The sequence below is a fragment of the Pseudomonas sp. NBRC 100443 genome, from assembly GCF_030268185.1.
GTDB lineage: Bacteria > Pseudomonadota > Gammaproteobacteria > Pseudomonadales > Pseudomonadaceae > Pseudomonas > Pseudomonas citronellolis.
On sequence record NZ_BSQE01000016.1, the window covers coordinates 85,205 to 102,535 of the forward strand.

The 17,331-nt window shown below is 65.8% G+C and carries 14 protein-coding genes and 2 pseudogenes; 9 read left to right on the plus strand and 7 right to left on the minus strand.

What is annotated here, in order from left to right; translation table 11 throughout:
* Positions 1-714: 714 nt before the first annotated feature.
* A complete protein-coding gene (locus tag QSJ95_RS20555) occupies positions 715-1,377 on the minus strand; it encodes a GntR family transcriptional regulator (protein WP_285644955.1) in 663 nt (220 codons plus the stop codon).
* A 149-nt stretch (positions 1,378-1,526) separates the two neighbouring features.
* Between QSJ95_RS20555 and QSJ95_RS20560 the strand changes: the two genes are divergently transcribed.
* The 9 genes and pseudogenes from QSJ95_RS20560 (at position 1,527) to QSJ95_RS20600 (ending at position 10,502) form a co-directional block, all read left to right on the plus strand.
* Positions 1,527-2,468: a 3-carboxyethylcatechol 2,3-dioxygenase gene (locus QSJ95_RS20560; RefSeq protein WP_285644956.1), complete on the plus strand. Its 942-nt coding sequence runs from the start codon at positions 1,527-1,529 to the stop codon at positions 2,466-2,468.
* Position 2,469: 1 nt separating this feature from the next.
* A complete protein-coding gene (locus QSJ95_RS20565; protein WP_285644958.1) occupies positions 2,470-2,907 on the plus strand; it encodes a nuclear transport factor 2 family protein in 438 nt (145 codons plus the stop codon).
* A gap of 18 nt (positions 2,908-2,925) precedes the next feature.
* Complete coding sequence (locus QSJ95_RS20570; RefSeq protein WP_285644960.1) at positions 2,926-3,324, plus strand: cupin domain-containing protein; 399 nt, start codon at positions 2,926-2,928, stop codon at positions 3,322-3,324.
* On the plus strand, positions 3,254-4,960 hold the full coding sequence (locus tag QSJ95_RS20575; RefSeq protein WP_352230824.1) for a bifunctional 3-(3-hydroxy-phenyl)propionate/3-hydroxycinnamic acid hydroxylase: 1,707 nt from the start codon (positions 3,254-3,256) through the stop codon (positions 4,958-4,960). The genes QSJ95_RS20570 and QSJ95_RS20575 overlap by 71 nt, the downstream gene beginning before the upstream one ends.
* Before the next feature lie 64 nt (positions 4,961-5,024).
* Entirely contained in the window at positions 5,025-5,873 is an 849-nt protein-coding gene (locus QSJ95_RS20580; RefSeq protein WP_285644964.1) for a fumarylacetoacetate hydrolase family protein, read from the plus strand.
* Between the two features lie 130 nt (positions 5,874-6,003).
* Positions 6,004-7,200: a 3-(3-hydroxy-phenyl)propionate transporter MhpT gene (mhpT, locus tag QSJ95_RS20585; RefSeq protein WP_009617081.1), complete on the plus strand. Its 1,197-nt coding sequence runs from the start codon at positions 6,004-6,006 to the stop codon at positions 7,198-7,200.
* Positions 7,201-7,282: 82 nt separating this feature from the next.
* Entirely contained in the window at positions 7,283-8,554 is a 1,272-nt protein-coding gene (locus tag QSJ95_RS20590) for an OprD family porin (RefSeq protein WP_285644966.1), read from the plus strand.
* A gap of 240 nt (positions 8,555-8,794) precedes the next feature.
* Positions 8,795-9,450: pseudogene (locus QSJ95_RS20595) on the plus strand (XdhC family protein).
* Positions 9,451-9,590: 140 nt separating this feature from the next.
* A complete protein-coding gene (locus QSJ95_RS20600; protein ID WP_285644968.1) occupies positions 9,591-10,502 on the plus strand; it encodes a LysR family transcriptional regulator in 912 nt (303 codons plus the stop codon).
* Between the two features lie 13 nt (positions 10,503-10,515).
* Here the strand turns inward: QSJ95_RS20600 and QSJ95_RS20605 are convergent, their stop codons facing one another.
* The 6 genes and pseudogenes from QSJ95_RS20605 to QSJ95_RS20630 all read right to left on the minus strand — a co-directional run.
* The gene (locus QSJ95_RS20605; RefSeq protein ID WP_285644972.1) at positions 10,516-11,505 is read right to left on the minus strand and encodes an aldo/keto reductase; all 990 of its coding nucleotides are present in this window, start codon (positions 11,503-11,505) and stop codon (positions 10,516-10,518) included.
* A gap of 46 nt (positions 11,506-11,551) precedes the next feature.
* Positions 11,552-12,601, minus strand: coding sequence for an NAD(P)-dependent alcohol dehydrogenase (locus QSJ95_RS20610; protein ID WP_285644974.1), 1,050 nt, complete (start codon positions 12,599-12,601; stop codon positions 11,552-11,554).
* A gap of 151 nt (positions 12,602-12,752) precedes the next feature.
* Positions 12,753-13,979, minus strand: coding sequence for an MFS transporter (locus tag QSJ95_RS20615; protein WP_285644976.1), 1,227 nt, complete (start codon positions 13,977-13,979; stop codon positions 12,753-12,755).
* Between the two features lie 105 nt (positions 13,980-14,084).
* A complete protein-coding gene (locus tag QSJ95_RS20620; protein WP_285644979.1) occupies positions 14,085-15,194 on the minus strand; it encodes an alpha/beta hydrolase in 1,110 nt (369 codons plus the stop codon).
* 44 nt (positions 15,195-15,238) lie between these two features.
* Positions 15,239-15,697 (minus strand): cyclophilin-like fold protein, encoded by a 459-nt coding sequence (locus QSJ95_RS20625; RefSeq protein ID WP_285644981.1) that lies wholly within the window; start codon positions 15,695-15,697, stop codon positions 15,239-15,241.
* 681 nt (positions 15,698-16,378) lie between these two features.
* Positions 16,379-17,035: pseudogene (locus QSJ95_RS20630) on the minus strand (HAD-IC family P-type ATPase); the annotation flags it as partial.
* Between the last annotated feature and the right edge of the window lie 296 nt (positions 17,036-17,331).

Here is a 17,331-nt window from a genome sequence, read left to right on the forward strand (position 1 = left end):
CCGATCACAAGGGGTCCGCAGACCGGCAGGTCTGCGGACCTTCTTCAACCACGGGGTTCGATGACTCGTCTCTGCGACCGGCAAGCGAAGGCCGGCTGATCGGGGGAGGCAAAATTCTTGGAATTGATCGTCGAAAGGCCGATGGCGCTTGCCGCTGCGTGCTATGCACTGGTCGCGGAGGCACCCCATGGATACGGCTCAGGAGTATCCGCAGGAAAATTCCCTACTAATATCAGATGATTCCTAATCCCTACCGTCCACGGTGCAGAAGCTATGGAGCCCGCCATGGGACAACCGACGGTGAGGCGCACGGACTTACTGGGTGAGGGAAATCTGGGGCACTGCCAGCACCGCGGAAGGCTCGGCTAGCTGCGATATCTGCTTTGAACACCATTCTGCCGTTAGCGCAAGGCAGGCACAGTGCAGTAACGGTACGTTAACCGTCATGCCAGGTGCCTGGTACGGCTGCTGCGCTCAAATCCTGACCGGCATACCCCACCACGAAACTCGCTCCTTCCATTGGTCATTGCACGGAGAGAGTGGCGCTCGCGAAGAGAACGCAAAGCTTGGTGTCCGACTACGCCCGGGAATATCCTGAACACGCCGCGTTACCGGCCTGTACAGAAGAACCACGCTTCGGCGGCCGGCCTACACTCCTGCGCGATCAGCCTATCGATAACGCATCTACCGCTTCGAGCCCCCCCTCGAGTCTCATCAGCCCACCAGCCCCGCGGCCAGCACGATCCGCGCGGTTTCCTCGTAGTGATGGCGCAGCAGCTCGCAGGCCCGCTCCACGTCCCGCTGCAAAACGGCATCGAGGATGTCGCGGTGCTCGCGCTCCACGTCCCGCTGCAACGTTTCCGGAGCCGGCGCGGCCCAGCGCCGGTACAGGTCCGTCGACTGCGACAGGTTGTTGGCGATCCGCATCATCGGCTCGCACTGGCAGCCCACGATCAGGGCCTGGTGGAACGCCCTGTGAGCTACTGACCAATCCTCGCTGATCCGTTCGGGATCGCTACTGCAGCGGCGAGGCGTGCGAGCCAGGCGGTGGTGGGCGGCGATCAGCTCCGTCTCCCACTGCAGGTCGCCACGCTCGATGGCCAGGCGCAGCGCCAGCGACTCGGTGACGCAGCGCAGTTCGGTCACATCCCGGAACTCCCGCAGGTCGAGCTTGGGCACGAAGAAGCCATGGTTAGTCCTGGCCACAACCAGGTTCTCGCCTACCAGCCGGGTGAGGGCCTCCCTCACCACCGGCGTGCTGGTGTCGAAGCGCCCTGACAAGGCGGCCGGCGCCAGCCTGTGACCGGGCGCCCAGGTACCCGCCAGGATCGCATGGCGGATTCGTTCGAAGACGGATGCATCGGGTGAAGTGCTCATTTTTTGGATTCTACTACTTATTGAAAAATATATTCTTCATTGACTAGTATTTTTTGTCATGCGTAGTATTCACCCCATCACGCAGCCGCAGTCGACCCTCAGGCCACCGCGGCAGGTGCCCTGCAAACGAACAAGAACAAGGAGACGGGATGACACTGGCCCTCTGTGCATTGTCACACTCACCACTTTTCGGGATCAACGATCCCGGCCCGGAGACACTGGCCGGGGTGGAAGCGGCGCTCGACACCATGCGTGCCTTCGTGCGTGCCTTCGACCCCGAACTCACCGTGGTCTTCGGCCCCGACCATTTCAATGGCGTCTTCTACGACCTGATGCCAGCCTTCTGCATCGGTTCCGGCGCCGTCTCCGTCGGTGACTGGGGAACCGAGCCAGGGCCCCTGCCGGTCGATCGCCAAGCGGCTCGCCGGCTGGTCCAGGCCGTGCTCGACGCGGGCGTGGACGTCGCCCAGTCGGAACGGCTGCAGGTCGACCACGGCATCGTCCAACCGCTGGAGTTCCTGTTCGGCAAGCACTCGGCGCAGCCGCTGGTACCGGTCTTCGTCAACGCCGTCGGACTGCCGCTGGGCCCGCTGCAACGGGTACGGCTGCTGGGCGAAGCCATCGGCCGCGAGGCCGCCTCCTGGGGCCGACGGGTGCTGGTGGTCGCCTCCGGCGGCCTGTCGCACGACCCGCCCGTTCCGCGCCTGGAAGGAGCGATGCCTGAAGTCGCCGCGCGCCTGATCGACGGCCGCAACCCCTCGCCCGAAGCCCGCGCGCAGCGACAGCAGCGCGTCATCGAGGCCGGCAAGGCCCATGCGCTGGGCGATAGTCCCTTCCAGCCGATCAACCCAGAGTTCGACGCCCAGGTCATGGCGACCCTGGCCTCAGGCCGCCTGACCGAAGCCGACCGCTGGAGCAACGAATGGATCGAGCGCTGCGGCGGCCACTCCGGCCACGAGATTCGCGCCTGGCTGGCGGCCTTCGCCGCGCTATCGGCGCGCGGCCGCTACCGGGTCACGAACCAGTGGTACTGGCCTGTCGACGAATGGATGACGGGCTTCGGAATGATGACTGCCGTGGAGGAAAACTGAGATGAAGAGCAGCACGCAGGGCCGGCCGGAGCCAAGCCTGGAGCTACGCCTGGAGATTCAGGCGCTGACCGCGGAACACGCCTACCGCCTGGACCACGGCGCAGCGGACACGCTGCATCAGCTCTACACGGCGGACGGCCAGCTGCTGGGCCTGCCGCCGCGCGACCTGGTGGGCCGCGAGGCCATCGCGGCCTGGGGCGCAGAACGCGTCAAGCTGCCGCGCGTATCGCGCCACGTCGAGACCAACCACCGGCTGTGGTGGAGCGACGAGGGGCTGTGCGGAACCCTGTACGCCAGCGTCTTCCGCAGCGAGACCGCCGATGCGGTCGACACCACGCCGCTGATGGTCGGCGACTACGAGGACCTGTACGCACAGGAGGACGGCCAGTGGCGGATCCGCCGCCGGGTCATCCGCCGAGCCTTCCGCGCAGCCCGCTGAAACCACCGGTACCCGACCATGACCCACACCCATAACAAGATCGCCCCGAAGAATGCCGCCCGCGTGTTTCGCCTGGACCAGCTGCCGCTGACCGAAGTCCGCCCGGGCTTCGCCAGGACCGGCCTGCGCTCCGACGGCACGGTCACCACCGTCAACTGGTTCGAGCCGGGCTACCGCTCGATCGGCCCGCACGCCCACCCCTTCGACCAGCTCAGCTACGTGCTGTGCGGCGCCATGCGCTTCTGGGTCGGCGACGAGGTCTTCGACGTACAGGCCCCCTCCGTGCTCTACATCCCCGGAGGCGTTCCCCACTGCGCCGAGCCGCTCGGCGACGAGCGCGCCCTCAATGTCGACGTCTTCGCACCACTGCGCGAGGACTACCTCCCCCTCTGTGAACACCAGGGCTTCAACGCCTGAGGAAAGCGCCGCAAGGCGTGGCTTCACGACCCTACTGGAGAATCCCATGGAAACCGACGTACTGGTGATCGGGGCAGGTCCTGTCGGCCTGACGGCAGCCAACCTGCTCGCGGACCAAGGCATCCGGGTGACGCTGGCCGAGCGCAACCCCGGCATCACCGACGAACCACGCGCCATCAGCATCACCGACGAATCGCTGCGGGTGATGGCCGAGATCGGCGTACTGCACAAACTCCTGCCGGAAATGCTGGTGGGCACAGGCGCGCGCTACTTCGGGCGCAAAGGGCAACTGCTGGCGGAAATGTCGTCCCACCATTCGCGCCTGGGCCAGCCGGCCAAGTCGCAGTTCGACCAGCCGGTACTCGTCGCCCTGCTGCTGGAGGCGGCGCAGGTGCGAGGCGGCATCGACCTGCGCTTCGGCACCGAAGTACGGGCCGTCGCCAATCACCCGGAACACGCCGAGGTGGAACTGGTGGACGCCAACGGCGCACAGCGCCTGCGCGCGAAGTGGGTGCTGGCCTGCGATGGCGGCCGCAGCCCGGTGCGCACGCAGCTCGGCATCCCCCTCGAAGGCTCGACCCAGGTTGAGAAGTGGATCGTGGTGGACGTCCTCAACACCCAGGGCGAGCCAGAGCGCTTCTCGCGCTTCCACTGCAACGGCGTGCGCCCCTGCGTGGTGGTACCCGGCGTCAAGGGCCGCTGCCGCTACGAGTTCATGCTGTTGCCCGGCGATGACCCGGCCAGGGTGACCACCCCGGAATTCATCATCGAGCTGGTCGCGCCCTACCAGCGCATAGTCGCCGCGGACATCCGCCGCGCCGCTGTCTATGTGGCGCAACAGCGGATCGCCGCGAGCTTCCGCCGCGGCCGCGTGCTGCTTGCCGGCGATGCGGCCCACCTGATGCCGCCGTTCGCCGGACAGGGGCTCAACGCCGGCATCCGCGACGCGGCGAACCTCGCCTGGAAGATCGCAGCCCATGTCCGTGGCCAGGCCAGCGAAGCGCTGATCGACAGCTACCAGGCCGAGCGCCGGCCCCATGCGGAACAGATGGTTCGGCTCTCGCACCGCATCGGCAAGGTAGTGATGAGCACCCATCCGCTGCTGACCACCTTGCGCGACGTTGCTGTCGTGGCCCTGGGGATAGTCCCGCCGGCCAAGCGCTGGTTGGTCGACATGAAATTCCTGAAGCAGCCGTATTTCACGACAGGCTGCATAGTCCCGCCGGCTTCCGATCTGCCGCGGGCGGCCGCCGACCTGGTGGGCCGCGCGCTGCCGCAGCCCCGGGTACAGCGCCCGAACGGGGAACGCATCGCACTGGACAAGGTGCTGGGGTCCGACTGGGCGATCCTGCGCTTCCCGAAGGACGCGGCGCTCGAAATCCAGCGGCCGGCCGGCCGTCGCGAGGGCGTCGTCGACCTCGACGGTGCCTTCGCCGCGCTGCTCGGCAGCGGCCTCACCCTGCTGGTGCGCCCCGATCGCTACGTGGCCGCCGCCAGCCGCGCGCCGGACGAGCAGTTGGCGCTCCAGGCATTGGCAGCGCTCATCCCTGCACTGCCCGCTTGCCTGTACGGCACCGGCCCGCAGGGCGACACACAACCCCGTGCGTCCCTGGCAATCCAGTCGCGAGCCTCGTGAGCCGCGGCCATGCAACGCCTCAACCCCGTGCAGCGAGCTGCACTCAACCAAACCGGGAACTCCCATGAAACTCATGAGCTTTGAACACGCCGGCAAGGCGAGCTTCGGTGTCGCAGTCGGCGATGGCGTTTTCGATCTTCAGCACCTGCTGGAAGGCCGCTTCGCCGACCTCAAGAGCCTGCTGGAGGGCGATGGCATCGCCCTGGCGGCAGCAGCCATCGAGGGCCGCACGCCGGACCTGAAACTGGCGGACGTACGCTTCCTGCCCGTGATCCCCAACCCCGGCAAGATCTGGTGCGCGGGCCTGAACTACGGCGAGCACGTCCGCGAGACCGGTCGCGAGATCAGCGAGAAGCCGATGTTCTTCCTGCGCGTGGCGGATTCCCAGGTCGGCCACGACGAGGCGATCCCGCGGCCGCCGGAATCGACCCGGCTGGACTACGAAGGCGAGATCGCGGTCATCATCGGCAAGGGCGGCCGGCGCATCCGCGAGGAAGACGCCTGGGAACATATCGCCGGCTACGCCTGCTACAACGACGGCTCGGTGCGCGACTGGCAGCTGCACACCGCGCAATGGGCGCCCGGCAAGAACTTCTGGCGCACCGGCGGCTTCGGCCCCTGGATGGTGACGGCCGGCGAGATCGAGCCAGGCGCCCGGCTGTCGCTGGTGACGCGACTCAATGGCGAGGAGGTGCAGCGCGCAACCACGGACATGATGCTGCACAGCATCCCGCGGCAAATCGCCTATGCCTCGACGGTGGCTCCGCTGCGCCCCGGCGACGTCTTCGTGACCGGGACTCCGGGCGGCATCGGCGCCAAGCGCACACCGCCGCTGTGGATGAAGCCCGGCGACGTGGTCGAGGTGGAGGTCGAGCGCGTCGGCATCCTGCGCAACACCATCGTCGACGAATAGCTCGCTAGCCTGGCCGGCCCCGGCCGGGGCCGGCTTTACCCATTACAAGAACAAGACGGGTGAACCCAATGAGCAATCGCCTTGCACTGCACGACGCACCTGCCCTTCCCCACCAAGGGAGGGCAGTGGCATGACAGTGGAACGAGCAACCGTTCACGGCCAGCCGAGGTTGGCCATCACCATAGCCCTGTGCTTCCTGGTCGCCTTGCTGGAGGGCGTGGACCTGCAGGCGGCCGGCATAGTCGCACCGGAGCTGGGTGGCGTCTTCGGCCTGGACAGGCTGCAGATGGGCTGGGTGTTCAGCGCCGGTATCCTCGGCCTGCTGCCCGGCGCCCTCGTCGGTGGCTGGCTGGCCGACCGCATCGGGCGCAAGCGTGTGCTGATCGGCTCGGTGGCCTTGTTCGGCATATTCTCCCTGGCCACCGCCCATGCCTGGGGCCTGGGAAGCCTGCTGGTGGCACGCCTGTTCACCGGCGTCGGCCTGGGCGCGGCGCTGCCCAACCTGATCGCCCTGAGCTCGGAGGCCGCTGGCGCGCATCTGCGCGGCCGGGCGGTAAGCCTTATGTACTGCGGCGTGCCACTGGGTGGGGCGCTGGCGGCGGGCATCGGCATTGCCGGGTACTCCGGTGGCTGGCAACTGGTGTTCCACATCGGCGGCGTGGTGCCGTTGCTGATCCTGCCGCTGCTGGCGCTGTACCTGCCTGAGTCCAGCGAATTCCACAAACCGTCGGGGCAGGCCCGGGATAGCCGCAGCCTGCATCGCGACCTGCTCGGGCAAGGCGCCACCTGGCTGTTGTGGATCAGCTATTTCTTCACCTTGATGGTGGTGTACATCCTCATCAACTGGTTGCCGAGCCTGCTGGTCGGCCAGGGTTTCAGCGCCAACCACGCCAGTTGGGTGATGTTCGCCCTGCAGATAGGCGCGGCCATCGGCACCCTGGCCCTGGGCATGCTGATGGAGCGCCTGCCGGCCTGGTGCATGGCGACGTTGGTGTACCTGGGCATCCTCGTGGCGCTGGCCGGTTTGGGCCTGGCCGACAACCTGGGCGCGATGCTGCTGGCCGGTTTCGTCGCCGGCTTCTTCGCCACCGGTGGGCAGTGCGTGCTCTACGCCCTGACGCCCTGCTTCTACCCCGCGCGAATGCGCGCCACCGGTGTCGGCGCCGCGGTCGCCGTCGGCCGCCTGGGCGCCATGAGCGGGCCGCTGGTGGCGGGCCAGATGCTCGCCCTGGGGGCTGGTTCCGCAGGCGTTCTGCTGGTTTCTGCGCCGGGCATCGTGGTCGCCGCCCTGGCGCTGTTCCGCTTGATCACCCAGCGCCCCGCCTAGCCGGATCGACGACCCCACCCTGCGCATTCTCTGCCGCCAACACGGCAGGGCTTCGTACAACTACAAGAAAGTGAAGAGCATCATGCACAAGGCATCCCGCGCCCTGCTGTGCCTGGCTGTGCCCCTGTCCTACGCCTGCAGCGCAAGCGCCGCGGGCTTCATCGACGACAGCCATGCCGACCTGGTCCTGCGCAACTACTACTTCGACCGCAACTACCTGGGCGAAACCCCGCAGGCCGCCGCCCGCGAGTGGGCCCAGGGCTTCATCCTCAACTTCAAGTCGGGCTTCACCGAAGGCCCGGTAGGTTTCGGCCTGGACGCCCAGGGCATGCTCGGGCTGAAGCTGGACTCCTCGCCGGACCGCGCCGGTACCGGCCTGATGCCCTTCGACCCGGCTACCCGCGAGCCGGCCGACGACTATTCCGAACTGGGCCTGACGGCGAAGCTGCTCATCTCGCGGACCGAACTGCAGGCCGGCAACATCAGCACCTTCCTGCCGATCGCCTTCGGTGCCCCCACCCGCCTGCTGCCGCAGACTTTCCGCGGCGTCTATCTGCACTCGACGGACATCGACGACCTGAGCCTGCATGCCGGATGGATGGACCGCATCAACCTGCGCGACGCCACCAACTACGAGAAGATGCGCATCAGCGCACCCAACGGCCGCTTCAACGGCGCCGCCACCTCGGACAGGTTCACCTTCCTCGGCGGCGACTACGCCTGGTCGAAGCAACTGACGCTGAAGTACTACCACGCCGAGGTAGACCAGCTGTACCGCAAGGACTACTTCGGCTTCGTCGACGAGCGTGCGCTGGGCGTGGGCCGGCTCAAGAGCGACTTCCGCCTGTTCGTCACCGGCGAGGACGGTGCGGCCAGGGGCGGCAAGGTGGACAACCGCAACGCGGCCCTGATGCTGACCTACGCCTGGGGCAGCCATAGCCTGGGGCTAGGTTACTCGCACCTGGATGGCACCACCGGGATGCCATACCTGTACGGCACCGAAACCCTGGTGATCACCGAGGGCACCCTCAGTTCCGAATTCCTCAACCCCAAGGAGCGCAGTTGGCAGGTGAAGTTCGACCAGGACTTCGCCGGCGCCGGCCTGCCCGGGCTAAAGGGCATGCTGCGCTATGTGCGCGGCGGCAATATCGAGCTGGCGAAATTCGGCGGCAGCGGCCTGAGCGAGAGCGAGAAGGACCTCGAACTGTCCTACACCGTGCAGAGCGGCAGCCTCAAGGGCGTGGCCTTGCGTGTGCGCCACGCCTGGTACCGCAACGACTTCGCGCCCGGCGCCACGCACCGCGACGACAACGAGCTGCGGGTGAACATCGACTACACCCTCGCACTCTGGTGACGGCCTTCAGCGCGCGGCATCCGCCTCGATATTGACCGTGGCGGTCATGCCGGCGCTGAGGTGGATGACGACGGCCCGCAGCCGGGTGAACAGCGCCTCGTGCCAACGCCAGTAAGTTCGCTCCTACGAGGAGCGCGGCGCGATGAAAACCGCCTCGAAGGCGGCTTTGGGTTAGAACGGCGCTCCTGGCTTCTGCTGTCGCTATTTCGAGGTCCAGCCGGCCGGGTAGGGGAACAGTAGTTGGAAAGCGTTGACGTGCACGTCCTGTGAACCGCCCGCGACTGGCTTGCGGCCGAGCATCGGCTGTTGCTGGCGACAGTGGTCAGGACCTGGGGCTCCTCGCCCCGCCCCGTCGGGTCCATGATGGCTCTGCGCGAGGATGGCCGTTGTGTCGGCTCGGTGTCGGGCGGCTGCATCGAGGACGACCTGATCCACCGATACACCCGCACCTACGGGGATGGGGAAATGGCGAATATCTCGACACCTGGTCCGTGACCGGCGTGCAAGTCACCAGGGAAATGCCCGATGACGCAGTCCGTGCCATGCGGCCCGACACGCGCACCTACATCGTGGTCCTGAGCCACGCCCCCAAGCTCGACGACCTGGCCCTGCTGGAAGCCCTCGATGGTCCCGCCTTCTACGTAGGCGCCATTGGCTCGCGCCGCAACACCGAGAGCCGACGGCAGCGCCTGATAGAGCATTTCTACGCCTCCGCGGACTCGCTCTCGCTGGCACGGCTGTACGCGCCGGTAGGCATCTACATAGGCAGCAAGACCCCTGCCGAAATCGCCGTGAGCGTGATGGCCGAGATCCTTGCGGCCAAGAACGGCATTGCCCTCCCCTCTACGCTCGGCGTGGCACAAGCCAAGACACGTATTGAAAAGCAGGGAATGTGACCACGCGGATTGCCGAGGGAGAGCCCCTCCCCCAGGACCTGGAGAAGCCTTGCACGAGATCTCCGGTCAGCCGATTGATCGGCTGATTAATTCACCAATAAAATATTAGACATGCTTATCAATTCACTGAAAGCCGGACCATGATCAAACGCAACCTCAACGACCTCCTCTACTTCGTCACGGTCGCACGCGAAGGTAGCTTCACCCGCGCCGCGGCCCTGCTGGGCGTTACCCAATCGGCGCTCAGCCAGGCGATCAGCGGCCTGGAGGCACGGCTGCAGATCCGGCTGCTCACTCGCACCACCCGCAGCGTTTCCCCCACGGCTGCCGGCGAGCGGCTCCTGCAGGCCATCGGCCACCGCTTCGATGAAATCGATGCGGAGCTGGAGGAGCTGACGGAGATGCGCGACAAGCCTGCGGGTACGGTACGCATCACCTGTGGCGATCATGTCCTGCGAACCACGCTGCTGCCCAAGCTGACGCCCCTGCTGCTCGAATACCCCGACATCAAGATGGAGTTCGATGTGAACTACGGTTTCCGCGACATAGTGGCGGATCGTTTCGATGCCGGCGTGCGCCTGGGGGACACCATCGACAAGGACATGATCGCGATGCCCATCGGACCGCCGATCCGCATGGCCGTCGCGGCTTCTCCAGCCTACTTCGCCGAATATCCCGAACCTGCGAACCCGCGGGATTTGATGAACCACAAGTGCATCAACATGCGCATGCAGTCCGGTGGAGGGCTTTATGTCTGGGAATTCGAGCGACGCGGGCACACGCTGAATGTCCGCGTCGATGGCCAGCTCACTTTCAATACCTCGCCCAACATCGTGGACGCCGCTTTGGCAGGGTTGGGAGTGGCCTGGCTACCGGAAGAAGAATTCGCCCCCCACATTGAAGACGGCCGCCTGGTCCGGGTGCTGGAAGACTGGTGCGCCCCCTTCCCGGGGTACTACCTGTACTACCCCAGCCGGCGGCAGCCATCGCCGGCCTTCTCGCTGGTCGTCAACGCGCTGCGCTTCACTCGCCCGCGGGGAAAGAAGGCCTAGAACCACATCGCTCCTACCAGGCGTAGGCCATTGGCGCCTCGCCACCCGGTCCCGGCCAGATCTCGTCCAGCCTGGCCAGCGTCTCGTCCGAAAGCGTCAGGGACAGCGCATCGAGACTCTGCTGCAACTGTACGACGGTGCGCGGGCCGCTGATTGCGGCAGTGACGACCGGGTTGTGCAACAACCAGGCGAGCGCCACGACCGCAGGTGGTTCACCCAGTTCGCCACACAGCGCCTCGTAGGCTTCCAGTTGCGGGCGCAGCTTGTTTATCCGCTGCTGCAGAGCCGGAGTGGCCCGGCGCCCCTCGGCGACTTTGCGCAGCACACCGCCCAGCAGGCCCATGCCGATCGGGCTCCACGGGATCAGGCCTATCCCGAAGTGGCGCAGCGCCGGAATCACTTCCAGCTCGATGGTGCGCTGGGTGAGGTTGTACAGGCTCTGTTCCGACGCCAGGCCCAGCAGGTTGCGCGAAGCGGCGGTCAACTGTGCGGTGGCGATATCCCAGCCGGCGAAGTTGCTGGAGCCGACATAGGTAATCTTGCCTTCGCGTATCAGTTGCTCCATCGCCTGCCAGATTTCCTCCCAGGGCGTTGCCCGGTCGATGTGGTGCATCTGGTACAGGTCGATATGGTCGGTCTTCAGGCGCTTCAGGCTGGCTTCGCAGGCGCGGCGGATGTGGTAGGCCGACAGGTACTTGTCGTTGGGGCCGGTCTCCATCGGCTGATAGACCTTGGTGGCCAGCACGATCTTGTCGCGACGCGATTTGTCCTGCGCCAGCCAGTTGCCGATGATCTCCTCGGACGTGCCGAAGCCCTTGGCCATGTCCGGCGACTGCGGCCCGCCATAGACGTCGGCTGTGTCGAAGAGGTTGATGCCGGCGCCGAGCGCCTCATCCATGATCCTGAAGCTGGTGGCTTCGTCGGCCATCTCGCCGAAGTTCATGGTGCCCAGTGCGATGCGGCTGACTTTGAGGCCGGTACAGCCGAGGTGCGTGTAGTGCATGCGTGTCTCCCGGAGTTGCTGCGATGGGATAGGTCGTCTTGAGCGTTCAGGCGGCGAGCGAAGCGCAGTCGATGACGAAGCGATACTTCACGTCGCCCTTGAGCATGCGTTCGTAGGCCGCGTCGATTTCCGCGATGCGGATCATCTCGATGTCCGCGACGATGCCGTGCTCGGCGCAGAAATCCAGCATCTGCTGCGTCTCGGGAATGCCGCCGATCATCGAGCCGGCCAGGCCGCGGCGCTTCATGATCAGGTTGAATACTTCGACGGGCGGATGCGGCGTGGCCGGGGCCCCTACCAGCGTCATGCTGCCGTCGCGCTTGAGCAGGACCATGAACGCATCCAGGTCGTGCGGCGCGGCCACGGTGTTGAGGATGAAGTCGAAGCTTTTGCCGTGCGCCGCCATCTCGCCGGGGTTGCGCGAGACCACCACCTCGTCGGCCCCCAGGGCCCTGGCCGCCTCGCGCTTGGAGTCGGAGGTGGTGAACGCGACCACGTGCGCGCCCATGGCATGCGCCAGCTTGATGCCCATGTGCCCTAGCCCGCCGATGCCGACCACCCCGACCTTGTGGCCAGGCCCCACGTTCCAGTGGCGCAACGGCGAATAAGTGGTGATGCCAGCGCACAGCAGAGGTGCCACGGCGGCCAGTTGCGCCTCGGGATGCCGGATGCGCAGCACATAGCGCTCATGCACCACGATCCGCTGGGAGTAGCCGCCCAGGGTGTGGCCCGGCGCATCGGCGGTCGGGAAGTTATAGGTGCCGACCATGTGGTCGCAGTAGTTTTCCAGCCCTTCGCTGCAATCCGCGCAGTGCTTGCAGCTATCGACAATGCAGCCTACGCTGACCAGGTCGCCCGGCTTGAAGTTCGAGACCTGTGCTCCCACGGCCGAGACGCGGCCGACGATCTCGTGGCCCGGTACGCAGGGATAGCGCGTGCCTGCCCATTCGGAGCGCACCTGGTGCAGGTCCGAGTGGCATACGCCGCAATAGGCGATGTCGATCTGTACGTCGTGCGCGCCGGGAGCACGGCGGGTGATGTCGATCGGTTCGAGGGGACGATCGCTGGCGTAGGCGCCGTAGGCTTTGACGGTCATGGACTTTCTCCTGTGTGCGGGCTGTCTGGCGATGGGCGGCGGGCGTGTCGCCGTCGCTATGGAGCTGGCTGATGCCGGAGTCTTCGTTGAGACATCAGAGAGTGGACGGTGACGTAGGTTTTTTCATGGCAGTCGGTCCTTGCGGGATCGATCAGCCGTGTGCCGCGGACTGGCGCGCGGTCATGAGGGTCAACACCGCGCAGATCGCCAGCAGCACAGCGCTGGCGATGAAGGTGCTGCGGTAGCCGCTGTGGTCGAACAGCAGGCCGCCAACGGTGGAGCCCAGTGCAATGGACATCTGGACCACGGCGACGAACAGGCCGCCACCGGCCTCGGCATCCCTGGGAAACACCTTGGCGATCCAGGCCCACCAGCCCACGGGCGCCGAGGTGCCGGTCAGGCCCCACAGCGCGAGCAACGCGATGACGATGGTGGTCCAGCCGCCGAAGGCGACCAGTGCCAGGGCCGTCGCGGCCATCAGCAGCGGGATGACGACCAGCGTCTGGTAGAAGCCCCGCTGCAGGACGCGGCCGATGAGCGCGGTGCCGATGAAGCCGGCCGCGCCTATCACCAGCAGGATCAGGGAGATGGCGGAGCCATGCACGCCCGTGACCGTTTCCAGGAAGGGCCGCACGTAGGTGAACAACCCGAACTGCCCCATGAACAGCAGGCTGCTCGCCAGCATGCCCACGGCAACACCCGGATGCTTGAACAGGGTGAACACCTTGAACACGTTGCCGATGTCAGGTGTGCGTACCGCGGCCGGCATGGATGGCAAGGTCTTCCACTGCCAGGCCAGCGCGATCAGCGACACCGGCACCAGGCACAGGAACGCACCGCGCCAGCCGATGACGGTGCCCAGGTAGGCGCCCATCGGCGCGGCCACCACGGTGGCGAGCGCGTTGCCGCCGTTGACGATGGCCAGGGCGCGCGGCACATCGCGCGTCGGCACCAGGCGGATGGCCGTGGCCGCCGACATGGACCAGAAGCCGCCGACGACTACGCCGATCAGCGCACGGCCAACCATGTAAATGACGTAGTTCGGCGCCAGCGCGATGATCGCGCCGGATATGCCCATCGCCAACGTCAGGCCCAGCAGCAGCGTCTTGCGGTTGAGGCTGCCGGCCAGCGCCGAGATGAACAGGCTGGTAAGCACGGCGAAGACGCCGGAGATGGCAATGCCCTGGCCGGTCATGCCTTCGGTGACACGCAGGTCCGCTGCCATGGGCGTGAGCAGGCTGACGGGCAGGAACTCGGAGGCGATCAGCGCGAAGGCGCAGACGGCCAGGGCGAAGACGCCGCTCCAGGACGTTGGCGTCTCCTGGTGCTCGCGAAGGGTGTCGGAGCCCTTGGGGGCGTCGATGGCGGTGGTGGTCATGGAATGCCTTTCTTTTGTCGCTCGATAGGAAACACCGCGCCGTCCACCGGGACAGCGCGGTCAGGGGGTTCAGGCACGAGGGGCGTTTCGCGCGCCCCGCTGGCTCTACGCCGACGCGGCCAGGTTCTTCTGGAAGAACGCCATCAGCTTGTCGAACGGGATCTTGTCCATCCGGTCGTACAGGTCCACGTGGACAGCGTCCGGAATGATCATGAGCTCCTTCGGCTCTGCCGCCGCGTAGGCGGTTTCGCTGAAGTAGCGCGAGTGCGCGTTCTCACCATGAACCAGGAGGATTGGCCGCGGCGAAATCTCCTTGATGTAGGTGAGGATCGGCAGGTTCATGAACGGCAGTGGCGTGGTGATCGTCCAGGCGTTGCCGGAGTTGACCGCGCGCGGGTGATAGCCGCGCGGAGTCCGGTAGTAGTCGTGGTACTCGACCAGGAACTGTGCCTCGCCCCCCTTCAGTTCGTTGTAGGGCGGCTGGTACGCAGGGGTGCCGCTTTCCGCGTCCTTCCAGCGCTGTTGGCTCAGTTGCTCCAGCGTCTGCGTGCGCTGTTCGAGGGTGGCGCTGTCGTTGTAGCCCTTGGATATGACGCGGCTCATGTCGTACATGGTGCTGGCCACGACGGCCCTGATGCGCTTGTCCACGGCGGCGGCGCTCAAGGCCATGCCGCCCCAGCCGCAGATGCCGATGATGCCGATCCGTTCGCGGTCGACATTGGGCAGCAGGCCCAGGCAGTCCACCGCGGCACTGAAATCCTCGACGCTGATGTCCGGCGAGGCGACGTTGCGCGGCTCGCCGCTGCTTTCGCCGGTGTAGGACGGGTCGAAGGCCAGGGCGATGAAGCCGCGCTCGGCCATGGTCTGCGCGTATAACCCCGAGGATTGCTCTTTCACGGCGCCGAACGGGCCGCCGACGGCGAGCGCCGCGAGCTTGCCGCTGGCGTTCTTCGGCTGGTACAGGTCGGCCGCCAGGGTGATGCCATAACGGTTCTTGAAGGTGACTTTCCGGTGGTCGACCTTGTCGCTCCTGGGAAACACCTTGTCCCACCTGTCGCTGAGCTTCACGGCCGACTGCGCTATGGCCGGGCCGCTGGCAATGGCGCCGACACCCACGGCGGCGATTCCGGTGGCGGTCATTTTGAGCAGGGTGCGACGACCCACGCCCAGGCTATCCGGCGTGGCGATGCCGCTCGTCTCGAGGGTCTTGGTCATGATGGGGATGTCTTTCACGCAGCTGGCTGTCACGGGGATAGGGTCTAGGCCTCGACGCGCTCGATCCGCACCTTGTAGGGACCGGGCCGGGACAGGATGGACAGGCCTTCATCGACCTTGCCCAGCGGCAGCAGGCTGCGCGAATAGGCGCGCGGCTTGATGAAGATCGCCAGATTGCCCCAGGGGGCGTAGTGGGTCAGTTCGCCGGCCACGGGAGTCATGCCCTCAGGGGCGCCCTGCGTGGAGAGCTTGCGCGGCAGATCGGAGACGCGCTCGATGGTGTCGTAGTCGGTCATCGTCAAGGACAGCGGCAGCAGCGATGCGAAATCCTTGGCGGTGGGGTTGTCATACAGGGTGGCAGTGGCGACCTGCTCACCGACGACCAGGCGAATCTTCATGGGGAACTCCTTGGAGGGCGCGGACGAGGTGTCGCTCGCTGCCCAGGCCACCGAGGCACCAGGTATGCCCACCGCCAGGGCCAGGCAGGCGCTGGCGAGGAGCATCGAGGTCCTGTGGCGCGACGGATGCCAGGAGAGTGAGGGAGCGTTTTTCATGGCTGCTATGATGGCGAATCAGAGCTCGGCCGAATAGCTAATGGATCCTTAAAGAGCATATAAGCCCTGCTAATCAATTCGCGCGAGACAAGGAAATAGCGAAAGCCATCAACGACTCCCTGTGCTGAGTCAGAGAGCGCCTCTTGCGTCCTGGCAACAGCATTAATGAAAGGGCTCTCGCCCCTCGACGGTTCGCAGGATCCGCTGGACTCAGCAATACCACCGCGGCATTTGGTGGGAAACGCAGACAGCGTGATCCCCGCATCGTTAGCCAACGCCTACTTGGTACGTCTACACCCATATGCTTGCAGTCAGGTTGCAACCTCGTTTGCTCCAGATCACCAGCAAGACTGGGAATCTCTCTGGAAACCTGGCTAGATAAACCGTTGAGTTGCGAGAGTAAATCCAACTTGCAAGCCTACGGTGACCAGGATCCGTCCTTAGCAAGCGAACCATGGTCACCAGACCAGAAGCAGCCTGTCGAAAGGGGCAGAAATCGGCCAGAAGGAGACGTACACAGAGGTCATACCACCAGGGGCGAGGGTCAATGCCAGTGAGTAATGCCAGACTCGCAACACGCGAGCGCCGCAAGTTGGAGGCCACAGTGAGCGGGCTCCACTGGACATTGCATCAAACTTGCGCGGCCGATTCATTGGGGTTGGAAAGCGTTTCGTCATAACGCAACAGCCGCCCGGCATTGGCCAGCACGAGTAAAGTGCTGAGGTTATGCAGCAGTGCCGTCACCATGGCACCCGCCGCAGCCAGCAGGCCGAAGGCGGCAGCCAGCACAATCGCCAGTGTCCAGCCCAGGCCGATGATGACGTTGATCTGCAGCGTGCGCCGACACAGGCGACTCAGGCGAATACAAGTCCCCAGACGCCGCAGATCGCCATTGATCAACACGATATCCGCCGCCGCCAAAGCGATGTCGGCGCCCCCTGCCCCCATGGCCACACCGACCACGCCCGCCTTGAGCGCCAGTGAGTCGTTGATGCCATCGCCAACCACCAGCGGACGAAAGCCGGTCGCCAGCTCCTCATTCACGTGGCGCAACTTGTCTTCAGGTAGCGCCTCGGCCACCACCTGAGTAACGCCGATTTGCGCAGCCACTGCCTCGGCGGAGTCGCGGCGGTCCCCGGTCAGCAGCAATTGACGTCCCAGCCCCAGCTCCCGGAGCTGTTGCAAGACTTCAGCGGACTCCGCGCGCACGCTGTCCGCCAGCAGTAGCCAGGCAACAAAGCGTCCTCCTAGCGCCAGGCCGGCAATGGGACCGCCATGGGCAGGAACCGCGGGCAATTCGATACTGGGAACGCGGCTGGAGCTGGAGCAAGGCGTGCTGATCGCCTTCGTGCTGGTCATGCTGTTCGTCCGCGGCCCCATCGAACAGGTGGCCAGCGGCCTGCCCGCCGCGGTCCAGGCCCAGGTTGCCTTCCGCCGGATCGCTGCCGTGCTCGCCGACTTCACCCAGTACGAACCCGACCTGCTGAGCGAGCGGCCGACCGGTGTCTTCCCCGCTTTGCAAGCGCTCGAACTGCGCGATGTCAGCTATACGCACCTCGACTCCGCTGGCCAGCCGACCTTCC

Excerpts from the sequence above, each read along its gene's own strand:
- QSJ95_RS20555 (WP_285644955.1), bottom strand. The coding sequence starts at position 1,377 with ATGAGCACTTCACCCGATGCATCCGTCTTCGAACGAATCCGCCATGCG.
- QSJ95_RS20560 (WP_285644956.1), top strand. The coding sequence starts at position 1,527 with ATGACACTGGCCCTCTGTGCATTGTCACACTCACCACTTTTCGGGATC.
- QSJ95_RS20565 (WP_285644958.1), top strand. The coding sequence starts at position 2,470 with ATGAAGAGCAGCACGCAGGGCCGGCCGGAGCCAAGCCTGGAGCTACGC.
- QSJ95_RS20570 (WP_285644960.1), top strand. The coding sequence starts at position 2,926 with ATGACCCACACCCATAACAAGATCGCCCCGAAGAATGCCGCCCGCGTG.
- QSJ95_RS20575 (WP_352230824.1), top strand. The coding sequence starts at position 3,254 with ATGTCGACGTCTTCGCACCACTGCGCGAGGACTACCTCCCCCTCTGTG.
- QSJ95_RS20580 (WP_285644964.1), top strand. The coding sequence starts at position 5,025 with ATGAAACTCATGAGCTTTGAACACGCCGGCAAGGCGAGCTTCGGTGTC.
- mhpT (WP_009617081.1), top strand. The coding sequence starts at position 6,004 with ATGACAGTGGAACGAGCAACCGTTCACGGCCAGCCGAGGTTGGCCATC.
- QSJ95_RS20590 (WP_285644966.1), top strand. The coding sequence starts at position 7,283 with ATGCACAAGGCATCCCGCGCCCTGCTGTGCCTGGCTGTGCCCCTGTCC.
- QSJ95_RS20600 (WP_285644968.1), top strand. The coding sequence starts at position 9,591 with ATGATCAAACGCAACCTCAACGACCTCCTCTACTTCGTCACGGTCGCA.
- QSJ95_RS20605 (WP_285644972.1), bottom strand. The coding sequence starts at position 11,505 with ATGCACTACACGCACCTCGGCTGTACCGGCCTCAAAGTCAGCCGCATC.
- QSJ95_RS20610 (WP_285644974.1), bottom strand. The coding sequence starts at position 12,601 with ATGACCGTCAAAGCCTACGGCGCCTACGCCAGCGATCGTCCCCTCGAA.
- QSJ95_RS20615 (WP_285644976.1), bottom strand. The coding sequence starts at position 13,979 with ATGACCACCACCGCCATCGACGCCCCCAAGGGCTCCGACACCCTTCGC.
- QSJ95_RS20620 (WP_285644979.1), bottom strand. The coding sequence starts at position 15,194 with ATGACCAAGACCCTCGAGACGAGCGGCATCGCCACGCCGGATAGCCTG.
- QSJ95_RS20625 (WP_285644981.1), bottom strand. The coding sequence starts at position 15,697 with ATGCTCCTCGCCAGCGCCTGCCTGGCCCTGGCGGTGGGCATACCTGGT.